The organism is Kitasatospora sp. NPDC086801, from assembly GCF_044745805.1.
Classification (GTDB): Bacteria; Actinomycetota; Actinomycetes; order Streptomycetales; family Streptomycetaceae; genus Kitasatospora.
Window position 1 is genome coordinate 1 of the sequence record NZ_JBIVAX010000032.1, and the last position, 21,529, is coordinate 21,529.

Here is a 21,529-nt window from a genome sequence, read left to right on the forward strand (position 1 = left end):
GGTTACATTCCGAACCCGGAAGCTAAGCCTTACAGCGCCGATGGTACTGCAGGGGGGACCCTGTGGGAGAGTAGGACGCCGCCGAACAATCATTCACAAAGAACCCCCATCCGGGAAACCGGATGGGGGTTCTTTGCGTTCCCGATCGGGCCTCGGTGGCGAAGGCGGCCTGGAGAACCACTCCGGCTGCCGCGGGGTATCGGGCAACAGTGGAGGGCCCGTCCTCGCCCAGATCGACCACACCTGGAACCTCATCGGCGTGGTCAACGTCCGGACCCAGGACGGCAGCCTGGCCGCACCCGTCTCCGACACCCTGACCGAGCTCATCCACCGCTCGGAAGCCGGTCACTGACACCCCGTCACGGCGACCGGGCCGGCTGGCGGCGGGAAGAACACCACCTGTCGGCCGGCCCCGCCCGATCCAGGCCGGTACCGGAGTGCCGGTACCGGAGCCGCCGGTACCGGAGCCACGCGACGGGCCGTCCAGGAGCAGCGGCACCGCCGTCTTGAGGCAGGTGGGTCACGTCAGCCACGACGCTTCGCCAGCGTCTCTTCGAGCGCACGGTTGAACGAGCTACTCCGGGCGGGGTGGACCCTCGGGCGGGGTGCGGCCGTCGTGGGCCTCGTGGAAGCGTTCCAGGACGAGTCCTACCAGTTCGGGTGCGTCGCCCAGTGGTTCGGAGACGCCGACCGCGCCGGCTGCGGTCGCCGAGTCGACGGCCCGGCGAAACAGCAGGCCGGGAGCAAGGCAGCAGGAGGCGACGGCGACCCGGCGCGCGCCCGCGTGGCGCAGCTGTGTCACCGCCTCCCCTGTCGTCGGTGAGGCGGTCGACGCGAAGCCCGCCAGGCACGGTAGGCGGAGGTCCGCGCCCAGGGCGGACGCCATGGCGGTCACCGACGAGCACGCTTCGGTGTCGCTGCTGCCCGCCGCGGCCACCACCACGGCGTCGAACGCGACGTCCAGCTCGGCGAGCCGGCGCCGCAACGCCGCGACCAGCCGCCGGTCGGGTGTGCTCGAGGGAGCGCCCAGCACCGGCGTGACGACCGGCACCAGGGCCGACGGATCACCCAGTGCCCTGGGCAGGTCGACTCGGGCGTGGAAGGCGGAGGTCAGCAGCAACGGCACCACGACGACCCGGTCGTGCCCGGCCTCGGCGAGAGTGCGCAGGACCTGACGCGCCCTGGGGCGGGCATGGCGGAGGTAGGCGACCTCGACCCGGCTCGCGGTTCGGGACAGAACGACCGCGTGGGCGAGCGCCCGGGTCGACTCCTGGGCCTCGGGGTCGATGCTGCCGTGTGCCACCAGGAGCAGCGTGCTCGCGGCCAGCTCGGCGATCTGCCCGTGCGGCGTCTCGGTCATGTCGGTCACTGTCGTACCACCCTTGTCATGCGGCGCGGGCGCGATGGAGTGATGGTGAGCTTACCCTCCGTGACGAACCTTTCGGCAAGGCCGTCGCGGGCTCGCCCCGGGCCTGGCCGTCAGCACCGCTGGCTTCCGCTGGCTTCCGCCGGCTCTCCAGGATCGGCGCGGGCAGTGGCTACGCCACCGGTGTCCTGGCCCCGTTCCTGCTCTGTACGCTGGGTATGGGCCTGGCGATGATGCCGTCACCGTCGCCACCACCGCCGACACCCGCACCACCGCCGGCTCGCCGTTGCCCCAGGACCAGGCCGCCGGGTACGGGCACGCCCTGCTCGGCGCCGCCGCCTTCGCCGCCGCCGCGGCCGTGCTCTCGCTCGCCCTGCCCCGCAAGCGGCCTTCGACCACCTGACCGTCCACCGCCCGGCGCTCACCACTCACCACTCACCGCCCGGCGCCCCGCCGGGCGGGCACACCCTCCCGCTCGAACGAGAAGGAGAGCAGCTCCCATGGCCAACGAACTGAACCACATCATCGTCCACTGCAAGGACCGCCGGCGCACCGCCGCCTTCCTCGCCGACCTCATGGGCGCCACCGCCCCGGTCGACTGGGGTCGCTTCACCCAGGTCGCCACCTCCAACAACGTCGGCATCGACTTCGCCGACGACATCGTCCCCGCCGACGCCATCAACCTCAGCCACCTCGCCTTCCTGGTCACCGAGGCCGAGTTCGACGCCGTCTTTGACCGGCTCCAGCGCGACGGCCTGCCGTACTGGCCGGACCCGGCGATGAGCCGCCAGGGCGAGATCAACCACGACTACGACGGCCGCGGCGTCTACGTCCTCGACCCGGGTGCCACCGTCTCCATCGAGTTCATCACCACCCCCTACGGCGAGACCCCGGTACCGCGCACCACCATCGCCCCGACCGCCTGACCGGGCGTCGGGTCGGGTGCCCTTGCCCGCCGGTCCGACCGGCCGGCAAGGGCGCCCGGCGTCGTGGCGGCGGACCCGGCCTTCGGTGGGCCGCCTGCGGTTCGGTGGCCGCCTCTGGGCTGGGAGGGTGGATCGCCCGTGCTGCCGTGCTGTTCATGCCGTGCGACGGCGGCTGCGGGTGGTGCGATGGGAGGCCTCACGCCTCACGCCTCATGCCTTCCCGGCCCGATGCTCCTGGAGTCGCACCGCATGCCCAGAAAGACCGCCGTCAGGCTCGCCATCACCCTCCTCTCCGCCCTCGCCGCCGGCACCGTCGCGATCGGGGTGTCCGCGGCCCCCGTGCCGGCCCACGCGGCCGACGGACCCGAGGCCCGGCCGAACCTGTCGATCGCCCTGACCGACGGCCAGGACCGCGCCCGCCCCGGAGAACGCCTCACCTGGACCCTGACGGTCCGCAACCAGGGCGACCAGCCGGTGACGGGCCTGCGCATCGAACAACTCCTCCCCGCAGGTGCACGGCCGGCCGAGAACCCGGCCGACTCCGTGGCCGCGGGCTCGGTGTCCTCCGGCGGCACGGCGCACTGGGACAACGTGTCGCTGGACCCGCACGCGGAGAAGACGCTCCAGATGTCGGCCGACCTGGCCGACACCGGCTCCCCGGCGCTGCGCTCCTCCAGCAGGGCCTGCGCCTACACGGGGGAGTCCACGACGCCGCTGGTCTGCGCCTCCGACCTCGACCTGCTGACCGCCGGGGATCAGGCGGCCGTCGCCGGGAAGCCGTCCGCCGGTCAGGGGCGGGCGCTGCCGCTCGTGGGGGCCGCTGCGGCGGCGGTGGCCGCGGCGACGGGAGTGCTGGTGCTCCGCCGTCGTCGTACCAGGACCGGCGGGACGCCGGACGCGTCGGCGGCGGACTTCACCCACGGCGGTTTCTGACGGTGACCCATCACCGGTGACCCATCACCGGGGCCGCCGGTGGGCAGAGCCTCGGCAACGGCCCGGCCACCATGGCCGTGGCGGTCGCAGCGTCCGTGTTGCGCAGCGCGGATCGGTGCCGCTCTGAGCGGTCGACCGGTGATTGATTCCGGGAGAGACGCAACAGGTTCAGTCACTCGCGGTGCCCTGTCGAATGTGCGGCGCCCGTGCGCGTGGTGACGGTGCCAGGGGTCGCTACCGGGCGGTCGCTACCGGGGGGTGGCGTCCAGCGCGGGGGCGATGGCGGCGAAGGCCTGGTCGGTCAGCACGGCCGGATCCGCCACGCCGTCGCTGCCGCTCCACAGTTGGAGCACCACGTCGAAGGCGGTCAGGGCCATTCCGACGGCGAGCCGGGGATACAGGTCGGTCGCGGAGCCCAGGCCCAGCCGGTCGGCCAGCTCGGCAGCCAGCTCGTCGCGCCACTGCGCCTGGCGCTCCAGGAAGCGGGCGCGCAGCGCCGGCGTGCCCAGGATCAGCTGCACCACCCGCAGCGCCCGGTCGGCGTGGCCGGCGCAGGCGTCGATGGAGACCCAGATGGTGTTCCGCAGCGCCGTGGAGGGGCTTTCAGCGGCCGGCCGGCCCGCGAGTTCGGCGCGCATGCCGACGCCCATCTCCGCCAGGAACTGGACGACCACGTCCTCCTTGGACGCGAAGTAGCGGAAGAACGTCCGCTTGGACATGCCGGCGGAGGCCGCGATCTCGTCGACCGTGACCGCGTCGAATCCCTTCTCTGCCAGGAGGTTCAGCGCGGCCCGGGCCAGCTCGTCGTCACGGTGGAGGGGATCGTTCGCGGAGAGCGCGCCGCCGTCGTACGGGGGGTCAGCGGTACCCGGTCGAGGCCATCTCCCCCTGTGTGTGGCTGTACTTCCGGTTCCCACTGTCGTTCCTGTCGTTCCGCGCGGTGAAGGAGCTGATGCTCCAGCGCGGTGTCGGCGCCTGCGAGACGGTCCGGCGGTGGTCGACCGTCGCGTTGCCGTCCGCGCCGGAGGGCCGGTCGCCGCGTTGTGGTGGTCATCGGCGGATCATCGACGAGATCGTACGGAACGACCCGGGCCGGTACGCGGGGGATGGCCGGTCCCGTCGGTGAGGGAGTCTCCTGTGCCATTCGGATGACCTGTGCCGCCCGGCACACCGGAGCGGGGCGCTGTCCGACGCGATCATGTGGGCACGAGCCGACCCGTCGTTCGATGAGGAGCCCACCCTTGCGTCCCACCTCCCCGCGTGTCCTCCGTCGAGGACACGGCCGGTCCGCCCGGACGGCGGCCGCCCTCACCGTCCTCGCCGCCGTGATGCTGACGGGCGTTCAGCCCACCAGCGCGGCGGCCGCCCCACACCGTCCCGCCGTGCCTGTCCCGGGGGCCCGCCCCGCGGAGCTCTCACCCGAGGAGCACGCCGCGCTGCTCAAGGAGGCCGCCGAGCTCGCCGTCTCCCTGCTCTCGGCGCTGAACCTGGATCCGCGCGAGAGTCTCCGACCCGCCGACGCCGCCAAGGACGCGGACGGCACCGTCCACTTCCGTTACAACCGCAGTTTCGCCGCACTCCCCGTGCTCGGTGGCGATCTGATCGTCCACCGCACCGCGCGGGGCGCGCTCACGGCCACACGTGCCCACCCGGCGCCGATCGCCGTCCCCGGCACCACGCCCACGATCCCCGCCACCCAGGTCATGGGGGCGCTCCACGCCCCGGCCCTGCCGGACCTGGTGCTCTGGGCCGGCGGCACCACCCCCGCACTGGCCTGGGAGTCGGTCCTCCCGGGCACCCAGGACGACGGCACTCCCAGTGAACGGCACGTCGTCACCGACGCGACCACCGGCACGGAGCTGTACGCCTTCGAGGACGTGCGCACCGGTGTGGGCCAGGGCCAGTACAACGGGACCGTCCCGCTCGGCACCAAGCAGAACTTCCTCCTGTACGAGCTGAACGACGTGGCCCGCGGCGGCCACAAGACCTACGACCTCCGCCGGGGCACCTCCGGCCAGGGGACGCTCTTCACCAAGTGGAGCGACAAGTGGGGCGACGGCACCCAGAGCAGCCCTGAGACGGCCGCCGTCGACGCCCACTACGGGGCGGCGATGACCTGGGACTACTTCAAGAACGTGCACGGGCGCACCGGCATCCGCGGCGACGGCGCCGCCGCCTACAGCAGGGTCCACGCCGGCGACAACTACAAGAACGCTTACTGGTCGGGCGACTGCTTCTGCATGACCTACGGCGACGGCGCCGGCAATGCCAGGCCGCTCACCGAACTGGACGTGGCCGGCCACGAGATGGCCCACGGCGTCACCTTCGCGACGGCCGGGCTGAAGTACGCGCGCGAATCGGGCGGCCTCAACGAGGCCACCAGCGACATCTTCGGCACCGGGGTCGCGTTCTACGCCGACGACGCCGACGACGTCCCCAGCTACCTGATGGGCAAGCTGATCGACATCAACGGCAACGGCACCCCGCTGCGCTACCTGGACCGACCCTCCAGGGACGGGCACTCGCCGGACTACTGGTACGACGGGATCGGCGACATCGACGTCCACTACTCCTCCGGGCCGGCCAACCACTTCTTCTACCTGCTCGCCGAGGGCAGCGGGGCCAAGACGATCAACGGCATCGCCTACGACAGCCCCACCGTGGACGGCGCGGCCGTGCCGGGCATCGGCCGGGTCAACGCCGAGCGGATCTGGTACCGGGCACTCACCACCTACATGACCACCACCACCGACTACTCCGGCGCCCGCGCGGCCACCCTCCAAGCGGCCGCCGACCTCTTCGGGGCCGACAGCGGCACCGTCGCCACCGTCGCCGCCACCTGGTCCGCCGTGAACGTCACCGGCTGACGCCACCCGCCGGGCGCACCCCGCGCCCGGCGACACCACGGCCCGATCATCCTGAGCCGCTCGTCGACGCCCGGCGATCCGGGTCATCGCGGCGCGGAGGTGGAGGCCCGCGAGGTCGCGTGGAGGGAACCGAGCAGGTCGAGGGCCTGGGCGCCGGGGCTGCCGGACTCGGCCTGGTAGACGACGAGTTGCTGGCCCGGGGCGTCGCGTACGTCGAAGGCCTGGTAGGTGAGGGTCAACGGACCGACGTCCGGGTGGAGGAAGTGCTTGGCGTCCAGGGTCTTGCCGCGCACGGCGTGGGTGTTCCACAGGCGGGTGAAGTCCGCGCTGTGCTCGGTGAGGACGCGGACGAGTTCGCGCAGCCGCGGGTCGTCCGGGTCGAGGCCGGCCGCCTGGCGCAGATGGCCCACCGTGGCCTCCGCCGCGTAGCTCCACCGGGGGTGGAACTGTCGGCCCACCGGGTCGAGGAAGGTCATCCGGGCCAGGTTGTCCATCTGCCCGAAGGGCGAGTACAGGGCCTCGGTCAGGGCGTTGGCCGCCAGGACGTCCAAGGCCCGGTTGATGACGAACGCGGGGGCGCCCGGGTAGCCGTCCAGCAGCCGGCGAAGCGCGGGCCCGACCCGGTCCGTGGTGTGGGTGAACCGGCCGCTCGGGACCGTCCCGGCCAGCCGGTGCAGGTGTGCGTGGGCGTCGGGGTCCAGCCGCAGGGCGCGGGCGAGCGCGTCGAGCACCTGGGCCGAGGGGTGGCGCTCGCGCCCCTGTTCCAGGCGGGTGTAGTAGTCCGCGTTCACCCCGGCCAGGACGGCGACCTCCTCACGGCGCAGTCCGGCGACCCTGCGCACGCCGTAGCTCGCCATGCCGGCGTCCTGCGGCCGCACGGCCGCCCTGCGGGCCCGCAGGAACTCTCCCAGCTGGTTGTCGGTCATGCCCCCAAGGCTAGGCCGCGGGGCGGTGGGGGGGCGGGGGGGGGGGGCCCCCCGCCCCCCCCCCCCCGGGCCGCGGGCCCCCCCCCGGGGGGTGGGCGGCCCGCCCCCCCCGGGGGGGGGGGGGGGGGGGGGGGGGGGGGGGGGGGGCCCCCCCCGCCCCCCCACGTCCTGGTCCGCGCTCCCCGCTCCGCCCAGACTCGGCAGCACCGCACGACGAAGGGAGTCCGCCATGACGGGGAAGCGGGAAGAGAAAGACGAGGCCGACGTGGTCGGCATGTGGGTGACCGCGGACGGCCGCATCCGCCAGGAGCTGCGGGCGGACGGCCGGTACGACGAGGCCCGCGACGACCGGCGCAGCGCGTACACGGGCCGCTACACGGTGACCGGCCGTCACCTCGACTACGTCGACGACTCCGGGTTCACCGCGACCGGCGACATCCGCGACGGCGTGCTGTACCACGAGCACCTCGTGCTCCACCGAGAGGAGAAGCAAGCATGACGCAGACTGCCAAGGTCATCCTGGTCACCGGAGCGAGCAGCGGGATCGGCGAGGCGACCGCCCGCCGGCTCGCGGCCGACGGACACCGGCTGTTCCTCGGAGCACGGCGCACCGATCGCCTCGACGCGCTGACCGGGGAACTCACCGCCGCGGGCGGCACCGCGGCGTTCCGGCGGCTGGACGTCACGGACGCCGCCGACGTCCAGGCCTTCGTGTCCGCCGCCCGCGAGCGCTACGGCCGGGTGGACGTGGTGGTCAACAACGCGGGAGTGATGCCGCTGTCGCCGCTGGAAGCGCTGAAGACCGACGAGTGGGACCGGATGATCGACGTGAACGTGCGGGGAGTCCTGCACGGCATCGCCGCCGCGCTGCCCGTGATGCGGGCCCAGGGGGGTGGGCACTTCGTCAACATCGCCTCCGTCGGCGCGTACGAGGTCTCGCCCACCGCCGCCGTCTACTGCGCCACCAAGTTCGCCGTCCGCGCGATCTCCGAAGGGCTGCGCCAGGAGTCCGCCGGGGACGTCCGGGTCACCCTCGTCTCCCCGGGCGTGACCGAGTCCGAACTCGCCGACGGCATCTCCGACCCTGCGGCCAGGGAGGCCATGAGGGCGTACCGCGCCGTGGCGCTGCCCGCCTCCGCCATCGCGGAGGCCATCGGCTACGCCGTCGCCCAGCCCCCGCAGGTCGACGTCAACGAGATCGTCGTCCGTCCCACCGCAAGTGCCCAATGACCCGCGGCGGCGCCTCACCTGTCGCACTCGGCTCCCGGGCGCGCCCGTGCCGAGCCGTAGGGGAAGGAGGCGTACGGGTTCGCCCGCACATCACGGGCCCCCGGGCCGGTCGGGGCAGCGCGGCTCACTGCTACGCTGGGTCCAGATTCCATGGAACGCGCAAAAAATCGCTCCTGAATGGTGTTTCTGAGCGGCGCCCTCGCGGTGTTAGTTCCCTTCGCGGAACCCAGTGCTTCCTTCGTGACCACAACGAAGGCAGAAGACTGTGCACCAGCACCGTGTCATCATCGTCGGCGCCGGACTCGGCGGCCTCACCCTCGCCCACGGGCTGCGCGCCCGCGGCTTCGACGTGGCCGTGTACGAGCGGGACCGGCACCCGGACGCGAGGCCGCAGGGCTACCGCGTCCAGCTCGACGAACCGGGGCTCGCGGGCCTGGAACGCTGTCTGCCGGAGCACCTGTTCCGGCTGGGCCTGGCGACCGCGGCCTCGCCGCCCGCCCGGGTCTCCGTCCGTGACCGCCGCCTGGGCACGCTCGCGGACCGGCCCACCGCGCCGGGTTCCGATCCCGCCGACGGCAGGGCTCGCCCGCACCGCTCGTACGCGTTCAACCGGCCGACCCTGCGTCAGATCCTGCTCTTCGGGCTGGAGGACGTCGTGCGCTACGGCGCGGAGCTGCTGAGCTGGGAGAGGGAGCAGGACGGAACGGTCACGGCGCGGTTCACCGACGGCCGCAGTGCGAGCGCCGACCTCCTGGTCGGTGCGGACGGGGTCGGATCGGCAGTACGCCACCAGCTGCTGCCGCACGCCCAGGTCGAGGACGCCGGACTGCGCCTGATCTACGGCAGGATCCCGCTGGACACCGGGGCTGGAGGAGCCGGAGAGGCCGGAGGGGCCAGAGCGGCGGAGACGGGCGCAGAGGCCGCACTGCCGCCGTGGGTGTTCGACAGCATCTTCACCGTGGTGACCGGTGGGCCGGGAAGCCCGCACATCGGGTTCGGGCCCGTGCGGTTCGCCCGCCCCCCCGGTGCCGCCGGCCCGGCACACACACCGCCCGTCCCCCTCACCCCCGTCGGCGACTACATCGCCTGCCTGGTGGGGGCGCCGGCGGACCATCCCGCCATGCCCTCGTACGAAGCGCTGCGCGGTCTCGACGGCCCCGCGCTGCGCGAGCTGGCCGGACGCCTGGTGGGCGACGGCTGGCACCCCGATGTGCACCGCCTCCTGGACCACTGGGAGACCGACTCGCTGTTCCCGCTGCGCATCTCCACGGCGAGCCCCGTACAGCCGTGGGAGCCGGGCCCCGTCACCCTGCTGGGGGACGCGATCCACGCCATGAGCCCGGTGCTGGCGATGGGCGCGAACACCGCGATCCGCGACGCCGCCGAGCTGACGCGGACCCTGGTGGAGGCGGCGGCCTCCGGCACACCGCTCGTGGACGGCGTACGCGCCTACGAGCTCCGGATGAGGGAGTACGCCTTCCCCGTCGTGGCCGCCTCCCGGCGGACCGGCCGACAGCGGGTCGGGCAGAAGTAGGCGTTCGGGACGGGTGGGTCCACAGTGCCCGGGGCCGGATTCCGGACCGCCACGGCGCGCAGGACGCCGCCGAGTTGCTCGTCCGGCTCCCGGAGCGGCAGTCCGCCCGGGCGGTGGAGGCAGTGCCCGACTTGGCGCCGGAGCCGGTCCGGGCGATCGCCCTGCGGGAGGGCCGCTTGGTGGGCATGGCGGTCCCCGGGCCCGCCTGGCCCGCCCGGCCCGTTCTTCGGCGGTGCGGTGTGGGGCGGTGCGGTGCGGTGCGGTGCGGGGCGGGGCGTGCGGTGCGGTGCGGGGTGTCAGTCGGAGTGGAGCATTCCGGTGAGCAGGACGTCCTGGGCCCTGCGGCGCTGTTCGAGGCTGGTGGCGGAGTCGGCCATGCGCATGAAGGCGGCGATGTCCTCGACGCTCACGTCCGGTCGTAGCCGGCCGGCGGCGCGGGCCCGGTCGGCGGCGGGGGCGATGAGGTCGGTGGTGGCGCGGTGGCCGTGCCGGGCGGAGTGCGGGCTGGTGCGGCAGAGGATGTCGAACAGGCGCAGTTCGGTGTCCTCCAGGACGCAGCCGTGGGTGAAGACGGTGCGGAACGCCTCCCACGGGTCGGGGATGTCGGCGGCTCGGGCGGCGACCTGGCGTGCGCCGTCGGTGAGTTCGTCCAGGAGTCGGTCGACCAGGGCGTCCTTGGTGGGGAAGTGCCGGTAGAAGGTGCTGGGGCTCACGCCCGCGCGGCGTGCGATGGCGTCGATGGCGAGGTCGGGCCCCTCCTCGGTGAACGCGGCGCGCGCGGCGTCGAGCAGGAGGCGGCGGTTGCGGAGCTGGTCCTTGCGCAGCGGCCGCGGCGGGGTGGTCATGGGTTCTCCCTCCGAGCGAGAAACGGTAGCGACACTACCGTTTCTCCTGATACGTTGAAACGAGAGCAACACTACCGTTTCGAGGAGTGGTTTTCCCGTGCGCGCACTCATCCCCACCGGCCGGAACGGCCACCTCGTGGACATCGGCGAGGTCGAGCTCCCCGAGCCCGCCCAGGACGAGGCCCTGGTCCGGATCACCCGGTTCTCCCTCAACCGCCCCGACTTCCTGTACCTGAGCGACCCCGGGACCAGCTACCGTCCCGGCATTGATGCCGTCGGCGTGATCGAGCGGGCCGCCGCCGACGGCGGCCCCGGGAAGGGCAGCCGCGTCGCCCTCCACCTGCCCGCCGGCGGCGCGGCCGCCGAGTACGCGGCGGTCCCCGTCCGGCGCCTGGTCCCCGTCCCGGACACCGTGTCCTCCGATCTCGCGGCAGCCCTGCCGCTGGCCGGGCTGGTGGCCCGTCGCCTGCTCGCCAAGGCCGGACCGCTGGAAGGCCGCACCATCCTGGCCACCGGAATGAGCGGCGGAGTCGGCCAGTTCATCGCCCAACTCGCCGCCGCCGAAGGCGCCAGGATCACCGCCGTCGCCTCCACGGACGAGCCGTGGCACCACCTGCCCGGGCTGGGCGCCGTGGTCACCCACGACATCGAGGCCCTGGACGACGGGACCTTCGACATCGTGCTGGACTCCGTCGCCGGCGCGCTCGGCTCCGCCGCCGCGCGAAAGCTGGCCCCCGGCGGTCTGTTCCTGTGGTTCGGGCAAGCCTCCGCCCAGCCGTTGACCCTCGACTTCTTCACCCTCTTCGAAGGCGGCCAGGGCCTGACCCTGCACCACTTCGTCTACCTGGCCGCCGACGACCGGCACGATGCCGACGACCTCACCGCCCTGCTGGAACTCGCCGCGCAGGACCGACTGCGCGTCGAGATCGGACACCGGGCGCACTGGAGCCGCAGCGCCGCCCTGCTGGAGGAGATGGCCCACGGCCGCCTGCGCGGCAAGGCCGTCCTGACCGTCGACTGATCCATGCGCACGCACCCGCCACGCCGAGGAGAGACACCGTGAAGGAAGAGATCACCAGCCTGACGCAGGGAGCAGACCGCCTGCTCGACCGGACCGAGAACCCGCTCCACCGACAGATCCTGGAGAACTACCGCCGCCACGCCCTGCTCGAAGTCACCGGCCGCTGGCGCGAGGTGGTCTACGACCCCGCCATGACCGTCGAGCACCCCGTCTACCACTACCTCGGCCCCGACGGCAGCAGCGTCACCCTGGACGGGCGGCAGCAGGTCGCCGACTTCTACGACACGATGGCGCGCCAGCGCGCTACCGTCGCCACCGTCCACGACGAGGAACTCGCCGTCGCCGACTGGGGATTCGCCTCGGAGGCCACCTACCACCTCTACCTGCCGCCGGAGTCGGGCCCCGACGACGGCGACGGCGGCCCGCGCACGACCTGCATCAGGCGCCAGCGGATCGCCATGCACTGGCGCTACGACGCGGACGCCCGCCTCCTCGAAGAACACCACTACGAACACCCGGGCCGCGCGGAGATCATCGAGATCCCCTCCCGCGACTTCATCACCCCCGAGGACGCCGTCGCCGCCCTCAGCCCACTCATCCGCCCCCTGCGGGACTTCATCCGCCCCGGGGGCCCCGGCTCCTGCTGAGGTGGCGCCACCCGTGGTCCAGGGCGGGGTTCTTGACGAGGTCGGAGCACCGGACCGCAGCGCCCGCCCGCCGCCGTCGGTTCGCGGGTTTCATCACCGCGATCGCTCCGAGGCCGAGCTCGACCAGGTTCGCTTCGTCGGTGAGTGCGTCGGTGAGTGCGTCGGTGAGTGCGTCGGGATGGACGCCGAGGTGTTCGGCGACGGTGGAACCGGGTTCGTCGCGGGTCACGCTGCGGCTCCGCCCTTGAGCCGGGGCGGCGTTCACATGTGCGCGCTGATCTCGCCGCCGGTGCTGAGCACCATGTACACACCGTTGGCGACGCCTCCGGCGTCCTGCTGGTTCGCCTCCAGCGTGCCGTTCACCGCGCCGTCGTTGCCGAGGATCTGCGCGCGGTAGTGGAGTTCGCCGACCTTCGTGACCTTGGCCGTCCAACCGCCCGCGAGCTTGAACGTGCCCGGTCCCTGGTGCCCGCCGCCCATCCAGGAGTGGACCGTGCCGTCCATCGAGAGCACGATGAACATGTCGTTGAAGTCGACCCCGGCGTCGGAATCGTGCGTCTCCAGGGTGCCGTAGACCGCACCGTCGTGGACGATCTTGGCGACGTAGTTCTGGTTGCCGACCGCGCGGATCTCGGCCGTGCTGCCGTCCACCAGGGTCTGGGTGCGGCCCGGGGCGGTCGCCTTGGGCGGGGCGGCCGGTGGGGTGGTGTGGCGCGCGGTGGGCGTGGCGGTCGGCGTGCTGGCGGGGGGCGCGGGGGGAGCGGGAGGCGTGGTGGCCGGCGCGGCGGTGTCGGACGTGGTGGGCGTAGCGGGTGTGGTGGCGGGCGTGGTGCCCTGCGTGCTGGGCGTGGTGGCCGGTGCGGCGGCGTGGTTCGCGTCGGACGCGCTGGAACAAGCTGTCGCGGTGGACACCAGCAGGGCGGCCGCCAGGACGGAGCCGGCCACCGTGCGGACAGCGGAAGAACGGCGGTTCGTTAACGTCGACATGCGCTGCTCCTGAGCGAAGTACGGGTGAGGAAACGCACGTTGCCTGGTGCCTCTCCTGCGGGGACCGGGAGACCACGGGGCTGCGTGCAAGAACGAAGTTAGTGCGAACAGTCGACGAAACAGATCCCGCTATGTCACCAGACTGCTACGCCCCGGGCAGTGCCTTGCCGATCACGGGCTTGACGGAAGTCACCGTGGGCGCGGAGGGGTGGGGTCGGCAGCGAACAGCCTCGCGGGGTCTGTCGGCCTCGTCCGAGAACCGCTCGTGGTGCGACATCGGCAGCGGCAGCGCCAACTCCCGCCCCGAGCCCGGGATTCCTGCCAGGGGGATCAACGATCACGGGCCGGCACGTCGCGCAATCCCTCCTCAAAGGCCGAGTACGGATAGTGGTCGGTGCCGAATCCCGGCATTTCGAGCTTCTTGAGCTGCCCGCCGACGACGTGGGACACCAGCGGCACGGGCAGGGCGTCCGGCCAGAGGCCGGTCCGCTTGCCCTCGGAGAGCACGCGGCGGAACGCGCCGGTGGATCCCCGCAGGCTGCGGCCGTTCGCCTTCAACTCCTCTGCGGCGCACTCGCCGTCGCCTTCGACGACCTGAAGCAGGATTTGCTGCGCCCGGGGCGGCAGGCGGTCGTAGTACGAACGGGCCCACTCCGGCGTCCAGCGGTCGTCGGGCAGCGCGGTCACGACGGCGGCGGGCATGGCGGCGAAGGCGAGCAGCTTCTCCAGCGCCTCGGGGGTCGGATTCTCCACGGTGATCGTGATCCTCATGGTGCAACACCCTTACAGCCTCGGATGTCGGACACAAATAACCGCAGTAGATGTGCCGCAGACAGGAGGGCTCCCCCGAGTGCTGCCGATGGACCCGTCCAGGTGGTGCATCCTCACGCGCGTCGAGCAGGGCCGGCGACCTCCCAGGCCGCCTCGATCATCCGGAAGACCTCGTCCACCGCGGCCTGCGGATCGGCCGCCTCGCGGGCCAGCGCGTAGGCGTCGATCACGAACCTCGCGATCGCCCGGCAGATCGTCGAGCCCTGCGGCAGGCCGAGATCGGCGGCGATGGCCGTTGCCAGCGACTCCGCGTGGCGCAGCCTCATCGACTCCTCGTACTCCCGCAGGGCGGGTGATTCCTCGATCATGCGCCAGATCGGGGCGGCGCTGTCCGCCGTGCAGTGGCGCACCAGGGCCTGGACCTCGCGGCGCAGCGCGGGGACGAGCGGTTCGTGCGGCGCCCGGCCGGTGGCCGCACGTGTGAGGCGCTGCTCGAAGTCGTCGTCCCGCTCGAACACCAGGGCCTCTTTCGAGGCGAAGTGGGAGAAGAGCGTGGTGACGGCCACGTCGGCCTCGGCGGCCACGTCACGGATTCCCACCGCGTCGTACCCGCGCTCCAGGAAGAGCCGCAGGGCAGTGTCGGCGATCTTCTGGCGGGTCGCGGCCTTCTTGCGTTCGCGGCGTCCGGGCGGCACGGTCATTCCCTCACGCTAGCAGATGCAAAGACGTAGCAGTTCCAAAACGCTAACGGTTAGTGCTACGGTCGGTCGCATGAAGAAGGTGAGCTTCGCCGAATTCGGCGGTCCGGACGTTCTGCAACTCGTCGACGCCGAGGAGCCCCACCCGGGCCCCGGCCAGGTACGCATCGCCGTACGGGCGGCGGGCGTGAACCCCGTGGATTGGAGGATCCGTGAAGGCCAGCTCCAGCAGGTCCGTCCGATCGAGTTGCCCGCCGGCGTCGGGCTGGACGCCTCCGGAGTGGTGGACGAGGTCGGCGAGGGCGTCGAAGGGGTCGAGGTCGGCGACCACGTGTTCGGCGAAGGCTCAAGCACCTACGCCGAGTTCGCCGTGCTGTCGGCCTGGGCCCGGATGCCCGAGGGCCTGACGTTCGAAGAGGCGGCCGGGTACCCCTCCGTGGTGGAGACCGCGCTGCGCATCATCCGCCAGGTCGGGGTGCAGCCCGGGCAGACGCTGCTGGCCAGCGGCGCGTCCGGGGGAGTCGGATCGGCGGTGCTGCAGATCGCCCGCGACCGCGGCATCACGGTGATCGGCACGGCCGGGGCCGCGAACCAGGACTATCTGCGCAGCCTGGGCGCCGTCGCCACGACGTACGGCGAGGGCTGGGTCGAGCGGGTGCGGCGGCTCGGCCGGGTCGACGCGGCTCTCGACCTGGCCGGCTCGGGCGTGATCCGCGAACTCGTCGAGCTGACCGGGGACCCACAGAAGGTGGTCTCCATCGCCGATCTCGCTGCGCCGGAGCTCGGGGTCCGATTCTCCGGCGTCGCCGGGAGCGTGCCGGAGGCGCTCGCCGAGGCCGCCGGCCTCATCTCGCGGGGCAAGCTCCACATCCCGGTCGAGAAGTCGTACGCGCTCGCCGAGGCCGCGGCGGCGCACGTCGACAGCCGTGCCGGTCACACGCGTGGGCGCCGGGTCGTGGTCGTCTGAGCCCCTTTCTGCTTTCTGCGCAGTCGCAGCGGCCGGCTCCGCAGGGGCGATCGTCAGCGCCCGGCTCCGCAGGGGCGTTCGTCAGCGGCCCGGGTGGTTCCCCGCCCACACGGCGGGGGTGCGGTGCGACCACGGGCTCGCCTGTTCGAGTTGGTCGGCGAGGCGGAAGAGGCGGCTTTCGAGCCCGTAGCCGGCGGCGAACTGCATGCCGATCGGGAGCCCCGTCCCGGTGTCGGCCGTCAGCGGCACGGACATGGCGGGCGTGCCCGCCACGTTGAACGCCACGTTGAACGCCGGGGTGAACGGCGAGCGGTCGAAGAGGCGGTCGATCCAGCCGAGGCCGTCCAGTTCCTCCGCGCCCCGGGCGTACGTGCCCAAGGGCACGGGGAGCTCCGGCAGGGTCGGGGTGAGCAGGACGTCGTACGCGTCGAAGGACCGTGCCAGGCTGCGGGCGACCCGGTTGCGGACCGCGAACGCGGTGACGAGCTGGGCGCCGCTGACCCGCTGTCCGTAGTGGTAGCTGGCAAGGGTCGCCGGTTCGAGGGTCGAGAAGTCGATGGGCCGGTCGAAGGCGGCGGCCAGCCGAGCTGTCACACGGCTGTGACACAGCGGGGCCCACGTCCCAAGGAGTTCCTCATGACGCGCACGTAGGGTCGCCCACGTCATGGCGGAGAAGCGGGAGGCGACGGGTATGCGGAAACTGGGGCACGGGACGCGGCTGATCGGGGTGAGCGTGATCGCCGGGGTCGTGGCGGCGGGGATAGCCCTGCCCGCGGTGGCGGCCGCCGGGCTCGGCGCCCGGTCGGCGGCCGACGACTTCCAGAGCCTGCCCGACGACTTCAAGACGCCCCCGCTGTCCCAGGCCTCGACGATCCTCGACGCGCAGGGCGGCACGATCGCCACCGTGTACGACCGCGACCGCACCGTCGTCCCCGCGGACCAGATCTCCCCGCTGGTGAAGACCGCACTCGTGGACATCGAGGACAACCGCTTCTACGAGCACGGCGCGATCGACCTCAAGGGCGTGCTGCGCGCCCTGGACAAGAACGCCACCTCGGGCGGCACCGCGCAGGGCGCGTCCACCCTGACCCAGCAGTACGTGAAGAACGTCTTCGTCGACGAGGCGGGCGACGACCCGCAGAAGGTGGCGGAGGCGCAGCGGCAGACGATCGGCCGCAAGATCCAGGAACTGAAGTACGCGATCAAGGTCGAGGAGACCCTGAGCAAGGACCAGATCCTCACCAACTACCTGAACATCACCTTCTTCGGCGAGAAGGCCTACGGCATCGAGTCGGCCGCGCGGCGCTACTTCGGCGTACACGCCAAGGACCTCACCCTGCCGCAGGCCGCGCTGCTCGCCGGCCTCGTGCAGTCACCCACCGGCTACGATCCGACGGTCAACCCGACCGCGGCGAAGGACCGGCGCGACACCGTGCTGCGCAAGATGGCCGAGTACGGGCACATCACCAAGGACCAGGCCCAGCAGGCCATCGCGACCCCGCTGGGGCTCAACGTCCAGGCGCCGCAGCAGGGCTGCATCCTGGCGAAGCAGGGCGAGGGCTTCTTCTGCGACTACGTACGCCAGACGGTGCTCACCGATCCGGCCTTCGGCAAGTCGGCGGCCGAACGGCAGGCGGTGTGGAAGCGCGGCGGACTGCAGATCCACACCACGCTCGACCCCAAGGCCCAGGCGTCGCTCTACGCCTCCGTCACCGCCCACGTGAACGCCGGCGACCAGGCCGCGACCGCGATGAGCATCGTCGAGCCGGGCACCGGCAAGATCCTCGCGATGGGACAGAGCCGCCCGTACGGCGTCGACGACAAGCAGCACCAGACCCAGATCAACTACAACGTCGGCAAGGCCATGGGCGGCGGGCTCGGCTTCCCGACCGGCTCGACGTTCAAGCCGATCGTCGCCGCGGCGGCCCTGGAGCACGGGATCTCGCCGAGCCAGAGCTACACCACCGACTACAGCATCCCGTGGCCGGCGATGACGGACTGCTCCGGCGGCCGGTTCCCCTCCTCCGGGCAGGTGCACAACGACAGCCAGAGCCTCACCGGCCAGTTCGACATGAAGACGGCCATGGCACAGTCGGTCAACACCTACTTCGCGAAACTGGAGGGCGACGCCGGGCTGTGCAACGTCGCCCGGATGACCAACGAGCTCGGCATCACCCAGCAGGCGGGCGGCGAGAAGCTCCAGGTCGTCCCGTCGATGACGCTCGGCAGCAACGACCTGACCCCGCTGGAGATGGCGGGCGTCTACGCGGCCTTCGCCGCCCACGGCACCTACTGCGCGCCGACCGCCATCGCCTCGGCGACCGGCCCCGACGGCAAGCAGCTCGCGGTGCCGCAGGCGAACTGCTCCGCCGTGATGTCGCCCACCACCGCCGACACCGTCACCGCGATGCTCAAGGGCGTCGTCGAGGACGGCACCGGCCAGACCGCCGGCCTCACCAGCCGCGACAGCGCCGGCAAGACCGGCACCACCGACGCGAGCCGCCAGGTCTGGTTCGTCGGCTACACCCCCGAGATGGCCGGCGCCACCGTCGTCAGCGACACCGACAACCCCAAGCCCCTCGACGGCCAGCGCATCGGCGGCACCGTCGTGGGCCAGGCCTTCGGCGGCACCCTGGCCGGCCCGATCTGGCGCGACGCCATGGACGGCGCCCTCGCCGGCACCCCGGCCGGGACCTTCTCCCCGGTGCAACTGCCCTGACGGGACGGCCCGGTGCGCCCACCCGGGCCCGTGTACCCGGGTGGGCGGTTGCTCAGGGACCGTGCCCCTCCAGTGGCTCGCCGGAGAGGCGTTGGGCCAGGTAGACCGGCAGGACGGCCAGGACGATCAGCACCGAGGCCACGACGTCCACCACCGGGCCCTGGTTGGGGCGGGCCAGATTGTCGAAGATCCACAGCGGCAGCGTCCGGGTACCGGGCCCTGCGGTGAAGGTGGTCACCACGATCTCGTCGAAGGACAGGGCGAAGGCCAGCAGCGCGCCGGCGAGCAGCGCGCTGCGCACGGCCGGCAGCGTGACGTACCAGAAGGTCTGGAAGGTGTCCGCGCCGAGGTCCGCCGACGCCTCCTCGACCGACGGTGCGATGCGCCGCAGCCGCGCCGACACGTTGTTGAACACCACCACGATGCAGAAGGTGGCGTGCCCGACGACCACGGTGAACAGGCCGAAGCCCACCCCCAGCGGGGTCAGCACGGTGCGGAACGCGGCGTTGAGCGCGATGCCGGTGACGATGCCGGGCAGGGCGATCGGCAGGACCAGCAGGAAGGAGACCGACTGCCGGCCGAAGAACCGGTACCGGGTCGCGGCGAAGGCCGCCATGGTGCCCAGCACCAGCGCCACCGCGGTTGCCCCGAGCCCGGCCTTCAGCGACGTGGCCAGCGCCTCGCGCAGCCCGGTCTCCTGCCAGGCGGCCGTCCACCAGCGGGTGCTGAAACCGGACGGCGGCCAGGCGAAGGAGCGCGAGGCGTTGAAGGAGTTCACCAGGACCAGCAGCAGCGGGGCGTAGATGACGGCGAACCCCAGGGCCGTCGCCGTCCGGAGCAGGATCCGGGCACCGCGGGAGAGTTGCATCAGGGCCTCGGCCTCACAGACTGTCCAGCGCGCCGGTGCGGCGCACGGCGAGCAGGTAGCCCACGATCAGCAGCACCGGGACGCAGGACACCGCCGCCGCCAGGGGCAGGTTCAGCGTCACGTTGGACGCGATGACGTTGCCGAGCATGGACGTGGTGCCGCCGACGATCTGCACCGTCAGGTAGTCACCCAGGCTCAGCGAGAAGGTGAAGACCGACCCGGCGATGAGCGCCGGCCTGGCCAGCGGCAGCACCACCGTGCGCAGGGTCCGCCAGGGGCCGGCCCCGAGGTCCGCCGCGGCGGCGAGCAGGCTGTCGGGCAACTGCCCGAACGCGGTGCACAGCGGCAGCACCATGTAGGGCAGCCACAGGTACGCGAGCACCATGACCACCGCCGGCACGCCGAAACCGGGGGAGTGCCCGCCGAAGGGCGCGGTGGCCCAGTCCAGGACACCGCCGTGGCTGAGCATCACCCACCAGGCGTAGGACTTGACCAGGTAGCCGGCCCACAGCGGCGTCAGCACCGCCGCCAGCAGCAGGCGCCGGCTCCCGGGCCGGGCCACCCGGGCGATGAAGAAGGCCATCGGGAGGGCGATCAGCGCGTCGATCACCGTCACCGACACCGCGATGCCCAGCGTGCGCACGGCGACCGCCCGGTACTGCGGATCGGTCAGCAGCGAACGGAAGTTGTCGACGGTCCAGCGCTGTTCGACGGCGGAGGTGAACGCGTTGGTGGTCCAGAACGCGGACAGCAGGAGGATCGCCAGCGACCCGAGGTACGCCAGCACCAGCCAGGTCATCGGCGCCGCCAGCAGCGCCGCGAGCCGCAGACCGGGGCGCCGGTCCAGCAGCCCGGCCAGCCTGCGCACCGTCGTGCGCGCGGGGGCGTGTGCCGGGGTGCGTGCCGGGGGGCGTGCCGGGGGGCGTGCCGCAGCGGGAGCGGTCACGAGCTCTTGATCCCGTTCCAGGCGGTGACCCACTGGGCGTACGCGGTGCAGTCGTCGCGGCCGCTGCCGTCGGCGCACTGCGCGGTGGGCGTGGTCCAGTAGTAGACGTCCTTCCACCAGTTCTCGTCGGTGGCGTGGTAGTCGGTGCAGAAGCCGGGATTGTCGGTGATCTGTGCGCAGGCCTTGGAGTTGGCCGGGGCCTCGCCGAAGTACTCGGCGACCTGGGCGTTGGCCGACGGCGAGACGATGTAGTCCATCCACGCGTAGGCGCAGTTGGGGTGCTGGGCGTGCGCCGAGACCATCCAGGTGTCGGACCAGCCGGTGGAGCCCTCGGTGGGAAGGACCGCCTGCGTCTTCACCCTGCCGTCGGCGGCGACCGCCTGCTGGATCACCTCCCAGGTGGTGCCGATCAGGGCGTCGCCGGAGTCGAACGCCGCCTGCGCCTTGGTGTAGTCGTTCCAGTAGGAGCCGATCTGCTTCTTCTGGACCTTGAGCAGCGCCACCGCGGCGTCCAGCTGGGACGAGGTCAGGGCGTAGGGGTCCCTGATGCCGAGCTCGGGCTTGGTCTTCATCAGGTAGAGCGCGGCATCGGCGATGTAGATCGGGCTGTCGTACGCGGTGAGGTGTCCGGCGTAGGGCGAGTCGGGGGTGAAGACCGCACCCCAGGAGGTCGGTGCGGGGCTGACCTTCTCGGTGTTGTACATCAGCAGGTTGGCGCCGCGTCCGTGGGGGATCCCGTACGGCACGTCCTTGACCGAGTTCCACGGGCGGTTCTTCAACCCGGGGTAGATGTCGGCGTAGTTGGGGACGAGCGCGGTGTTGACGGGCGCGATGTCGCCGCCGGCGATCAGGCGCAGCGTCGCGTCGCCGGAGGCCGAGACGGTGTCGTACTGGCCCGTCTTCATCAGCGCGACCATCTCGTCCGAGGTGCCCGCCACCTTGAGGTTCACCTTGCAGCCCGTCTGCCGGGTGAACGGGGTGACCCAGTCGACGGCCTTGTTGTCCTGCCCGTACTCGACGTAGCCGGCCCAGGCGACGATGTTGACGGTGCCCTCGCCGGGGCCGAGGGACTTCTGCGCGGGGATGTCCGGTGCGGTGAACCCGGTGCCCGTGCCGCCACCACCGGAGTTCGACGCGCACGCTGAGGACAGCAGCAGGGCGGCCGCGGTCGCCAGGGCGCTCAGGGTCCGGCAGCGGAGGGGGCGTGTGGTGCTCATGAACTCGATCGCTTTCGTCAGGGGTTCTCGTCGGGGGTCTTCGTCGGAGGTCTTCGTCAGG

At 72.2% G+C, this 21,529-nt stretch carries 22 protein-coding genes, 1 rRNA gene and 2 pseudogenes; 13 read left to right on the plus strand and 12 right to left on the minus strand.

The features are described 5' to 3' along the window. Together rrf and ACIPLC_RS27370 are read left to right on the plus strand one after the other, a co-directional pair. A 5S ribosomal RNA gene (rrf, locus tag ACIPLC_RS27365) occupies positions 1-87 on the plus strand; the annotation flags it as partial. A 46-nt stretch (positions 88-133) separates the two neighbouring features. Continuing rightward, entirely contained in the window at positions 134-352 is a 219-nt protein-coding gene (locus ACIPLC_RS27370; protein WP_400475671.1) for a hypothetical protein, read from the plus strand. A gap of 222 nt (positions 353-574) precedes the next feature. Here the strand turns inward: ACIPLC_RS27370 and ACIPLC_RS27375 are convergent, their stop codons facing one another. Beyond that, positions 575-1,360 carry a sirohydrochlorin chelatase gene (locus ACIPLC_RS27375; RefSeq protein ID WP_400475672.1) on the minus strand — a complete coding sequence of 262 codons (786 nt, stop codon included), beginning with the start codon at positions 1,358-1,360 and terminating at the stop codon, positions 575-577. 506 nt (positions 1,361-1,866) lie between these two features. Between ACIPLC_RS27375 and ACIPLC_RS27380 the strand changes: the two genes are divergently transcribed. Next, complete coding sequence (locus tag ACIPLC_RS27380) at positions 1,867-2,292, plus strand: VOC family protein (RefSeq protein WP_400475673.1); 426 nt, start codon at positions 1,867-1,869, stop codon at positions 2,290-2,292. A 249-nt stretch (positions 2,293-2,541) separates the two neighbouring features. Next, positions 2,542-3,225, plus strand: a complete 684-nt coding sequence (locus tag ACIPLC_RS27385) for a hypothetical protein (RefSeq protein WP_400475674.1) — start codon at positions 2,542-2,544, stop codon at positions 3,223-3,225. Positions 3,226-3,473: 248 nt separating this feature from the next. On the opposite strand, the gene ACIPLC_RS27390 is transcribed toward ACIPLC_RS27385, so the two are convergent. Continuing rightward, positions 3,474-4,025: a TetR family transcriptional regulator gene (locus ACIPLC_RS27390; protein ID WP_400475743.1), complete on the minus strand. Its 552-nt coding sequence runs from the start codon at positions 4,023-4,025 to the stop codon at positions 3,474-3,476. A gap of 80 nt (positions 4,026-4,105) precedes the next feature. Here ACIPLC_RS27390 and ACIPLC_RS27395 point away from each other — a divergent pair. Continuing rightward, positions 4,106-4,222, plus strand: a pseudogene (locus ACIPLC_RS27395) (IS6 family transposase); the annotation flags it as partial. A 244-nt stretch (positions 4,223-4,466) separates the two neighbouring features. Next, positions 4,467-6,092 carry a M4 family metallopeptidase gene (locus tag ACIPLC_RS27400; protein ID WP_400475675.1) on the plus strand — a complete coding sequence of 542 codons (1,626 nt, stop codon included), beginning with the start codon at positions 4,467-4,469 and terminating at the stop codon, positions 6,090-6,092. 83 nt (positions 6,093-6,175) lie between these two features. On the opposite strand, the gene ACIPLC_RS27405 is transcribed toward ACIPLC_RS27400, so the two are convergent. Beyond that, positions 6,176-7,018, minus strand: a complete 843-nt coding sequence (locus ACIPLC_RS27405) for a helix-turn-helix transcriptional regulator (protein ID WP_400475676.1) — start codon at positions 7,016-7,018, stop codon at positions 6,176-6,178. A gap of 229 nt (positions 7,019-7,247) precedes the next feature. Between ACIPLC_RS27405 and ACIPLC_RS27410 the strand changes: the two genes are divergently transcribed. From ACIPLC_RS27410 to ACIPLC_RS27420, 3 genes are all read left to right on the plus strand, one after another. Further along, positions 7,248-7,517 carry an Atu4866 domain-containing protein gene (locus ACIPLC_RS27410; RefSeq protein WP_400475677.1) on the plus strand — a complete coding sequence of 90 codons (270 nt, stop codon included), beginning with the start codon at positions 7,248-7,250 and terminating at the stop codon, positions 7,515-7,517. Next, positions 7,514-8,248: an SDR family oxidoreductase gene (locus ACIPLC_RS27415; RefSeq protein ID WP_400475678.1), complete on the plus strand. Its 735-nt coding sequence runs from the start codon at positions 7,514-7,516 to the stop codon at positions 8,246-8,248. The genes ACIPLC_RS27410 and ACIPLC_RS27415 overlap by 4 nt, the downstream gene beginning before the upstream one ends. A gap of 265 nt (positions 8,249-8,513) precedes the next feature. Beyond that, entirely contained in the window at positions 8,514-9,782 is a 1,269-nt protein-coding gene (locus tag ACIPLC_RS27420; protein WP_400475679.1) for an FAD-dependent oxidoreductase, read from the plus strand. 296 nt (positions 9,783-10,078) lie between these two features. Here the strand turns inward: ACIPLC_RS27420 and ACIPLC_RS27425 are convergent, their stop codons facing one another. Further along, positions 10,079-10,627, minus strand: a complete 549-nt coding sequence (locus tag ACIPLC_RS27425; RefSeq protein WP_400475680.1) for a TetR/AcrR family transcriptional regulator — start codon at positions 10,625-10,627, stop codon at positions 10,079-10,081. 97 nt (positions 10,628-10,724) lie between these two features. Here ACIPLC_RS27425 and ACIPLC_RS27430 point away from each other — a divergent pair, with 97 nt between their 5' ends. Both ACIPLC_RS27430 and ACIPLC_RS27435 read left to right on the plus strand, forming a co-directional pair. Continuing rightward, positions 10,725-11,648: a zinc-binding dehydrogenase gene (locus ACIPLC_RS27430; RefSeq protein ID WP_400475681.1), complete on the plus strand. Its 924-nt coding sequence runs from the start codon at positions 10,725-10,727 to the stop codon at positions 11,646-11,648. Positions 11,649-11,686: 38 nt separating this feature from the next. Beyond that, a complete protein-coding gene (locus ACIPLC_RS27435; protein ID WP_400475682.1) occupies positions 11,687-12,295 on the plus strand; it encodes a hypothetical protein in 609 nt (202 codons plus the stop codon). Here the strand turns inward: ACIPLC_RS27435 and ACIPLC_RS27440 are convergent. The 4 genes from ACIPLC_RS27440 to ACIPLC_RS27455 form a co-directional block, all read right to left on the minus strand. After that, positions 12,264-12,524: a hypothetical protein gene (locus ACIPLC_RS27440; RefSeq protein WP_400475683.1), complete on the minus strand. Its 261-nt coding sequence runs from the start codon at positions 12,522-12,524 to the stop codon at positions 12,264-12,266. The genes ACIPLC_RS27435 and ACIPLC_RS27440 overlap by 32 nt on opposite strands. Before the next feature lie 32 nt (positions 12,525-12,556). After that, positions 12,557-13,282: a hypothetical protein gene (locus tag ACIPLC_RS27445; protein ID WP_400475684.1), complete on the minus strand. Its 726-nt coding sequence runs from the start codon at positions 13,280-13,282 to the stop codon at positions 12,557-12,559. 330 nt (positions 13,283-13,612) lie between these two features. Continuing rightward, positions 13,613-14,053 (minus strand): hypothetical protein, encoded by a 441-nt coding sequence (locus tag ACIPLC_RS27450; protein ID WP_400475685.1) that lies wholly within the window; start codon positions 14,051-14,053, stop codon positions 13,613-13,615. Between the two features lie 113 nt (positions 14,054-14,166). Continuing rightward, the gene (locus tag ACIPLC_RS27455; protein ID WP_400475686.1) at positions 14,167-14,754 is read right to left on the minus strand and encodes a TetR/AcrR family transcriptional regulator; all 588 of its coding nucleotides are present in this window, start codon (positions 14,752-14,754) and stop codon (positions 14,167-14,169) included. A gap of 70 nt (positions 14,755-14,824) precedes the next feature. Here ACIPLC_RS27455 and ACIPLC_RS27460 point away from each other — a divergent pair, with 70 nt between their 5' ends. After that, positions 14,825-15,718: an NADP-dependent oxidoreductase gene (locus tag ACIPLC_RS27460; RefSeq protein ID WP_400475687.1), complete on the plus strand. Its 894-nt coding sequence runs from the start codon at positions 14,825-14,827 to the stop codon at positions 15,716-15,718. A gap of 81 nt (positions 15,719-15,799) precedes the next feature. Here ACIPLC_RS27460 and ACIPLC_RS27465 read toward each other — a convergent pair. After that, positions 15,800-16,300 (minus strand): annotated as a pseudogene (locus ACIPLC_RS27465) (amidase family protein); the annotation flags it as partial. 82 nt (positions 16,301-16,382) lie between these two features. On the opposite strand from ACIPLC_RS27465, the gene ACIPLC_RS27470 reads away from it, so the two are divergent. Then, a complete protein-coding gene (locus ACIPLC_RS27470) occupies positions 16,383-18,437 on the plus strand; it encodes a transglycosylase domain-containing protein (protein WP_400475688.1) in 2,055 nt (684 codons plus the stop codon). 52 nt (positions 18,438-18,489) lie between these two features. Here the strand turns inward: ACIPLC_RS27470 and ACIPLC_RS27475 are convergent, their stop codons facing one another. From ACIPLC_RS27475 to ACIPLC_RS27485, 3 genes are all read right to left on the minus strand, one after another. Beyond that, a complete protein-coding gene (locus tag ACIPLC_RS27475) occupies positions 18,490-19,305 on the minus strand; it encodes an ABC transporter permease (RefSeq protein ID WP_400475689.1) in 816 nt (271 codons plus the stop codon). A 13-nt stretch (positions 19,306-19,318) separates the two neighbouring features. Next, positions 19,319-20,173: an ABC transporter permease gene (locus tag ACIPLC_RS27480; RefSeq protein WP_400475690.1), complete on the minus strand. Its 855-nt coding sequence runs from the start codon at positions 20,171-20,173 to the stop codon at positions 19,319-19,321. 74 nt (positions 20,174-20,247) lie between these two features. After that, positions 20,248-21,468 carry an ABC transporter substrate-binding protein gene (locus ACIPLC_RS27485; RefSeq protein WP_400475691.1) on the minus strand — a complete coding sequence of 407 codons (1,221 nt, stop codon included), beginning with the start codon at positions 21,466-21,468 and terminating at the stop codon, positions 20,248-20,250. Positions 21,469-21,529 lie beyond the last annotated feature (61 nt).

Coding starts and splice junctions, on each gene's coding strand:
- ACIPLC_RS27375 (WP_400475672.1), bottom strand. CDS start 1,360: ATGACCGAGACGCCGCACGGGCAGATCGCCGAGCTGGCCGCGAGCACG.
- ACIPLC_RS27380 (WP_400475673.1), top strand. CDS start 1,867: ATGGCCAACGAACTGAACCACATCATCGTCCACTGCAAGGACCGCCGG.
- ACIPLC_RS27385 (WP_400475674.1), top strand. CDS start 2,542: ATGCCCAGAAAGACCGCCGTCAGGCTCGCCATCACCCTCCTCTCCGCC.
- ACIPLC_RS27405 (WP_400475676.1), bottom strand. CDS start 7,018: ATGACCGACAACCAGCTGGGAGAGTTCCTGCGGGCCCGCAGGGCGGCC.
- ACIPLC_RS27410 (WP_400475677.1), top strand. CDS start 7,248: ATGACGGGGAAGCGGGAAGAGAAAGACGAGGCCGACGTGGTCGGCATG.
- ACIPLC_RS27415 (WP_400475678.1), top strand. CDS start 7,514: ATGACGCAGACTGCCAAGGTCATCCTGGTCACCGGAGCGAGCAGCGGG.
- ACIPLC_RS27425 (WP_400475680.1), bottom strand. CDS start 10,627: ATGACCACCCCGCCGCGGCCGCTGCGCAAGGACCAGCTCCGCAACCGC.
- ACIPLC_RS27445 (WP_400475684.1), bottom strand. CDS start 13,282: ATGTCGACGTTAACGAACCGCCGTTCTTCCGCTGTCCGCACGGTGGCC.
- ACIPLC_RS27450 (WP_400475685.1), bottom strand. CDS start 14,053: ATGAGGATCACGATCACCGTGGAGAATCCGACCCCCGAGGCGCTGGAG.
- ACIPLC_RS27455 (WP_400475686.1), bottom strand. CDS start 14,754: ATGACCGTGCCGCCCGGACGCCGCGAACGCAAGAAGGCCGCGACCCGC.
- ACIPLC_RS27460 (WP_400475687.1), top strand. CDS start 14,825: ATGAAGAAGGTGAGCTTCGCCGAATTCGGCGGTCCGGACGTTCTGCAA.
- ACIPLC_RS27470 (WP_400475688.1), top strand. CDS start 16,383: ATGGCGGAGAAGCGGGAGGCGACGGGTATGCGGAAACTGGGGCACGGG.
- ACIPLC_RS27475 (WP_400475689.1), bottom strand. CDS start 19,305: ATGCAACTCTCCCGCGGTGCCCGGATCCTGCTCCGGACGGCGACGGCC.
- ACIPLC_RS27485 (WP_400475691.1), bottom strand. CDS start 21,468: ATGAGCACCACACGCCCCCTCCGCTGCCGGACCCTGAGCGCCCTGGCG.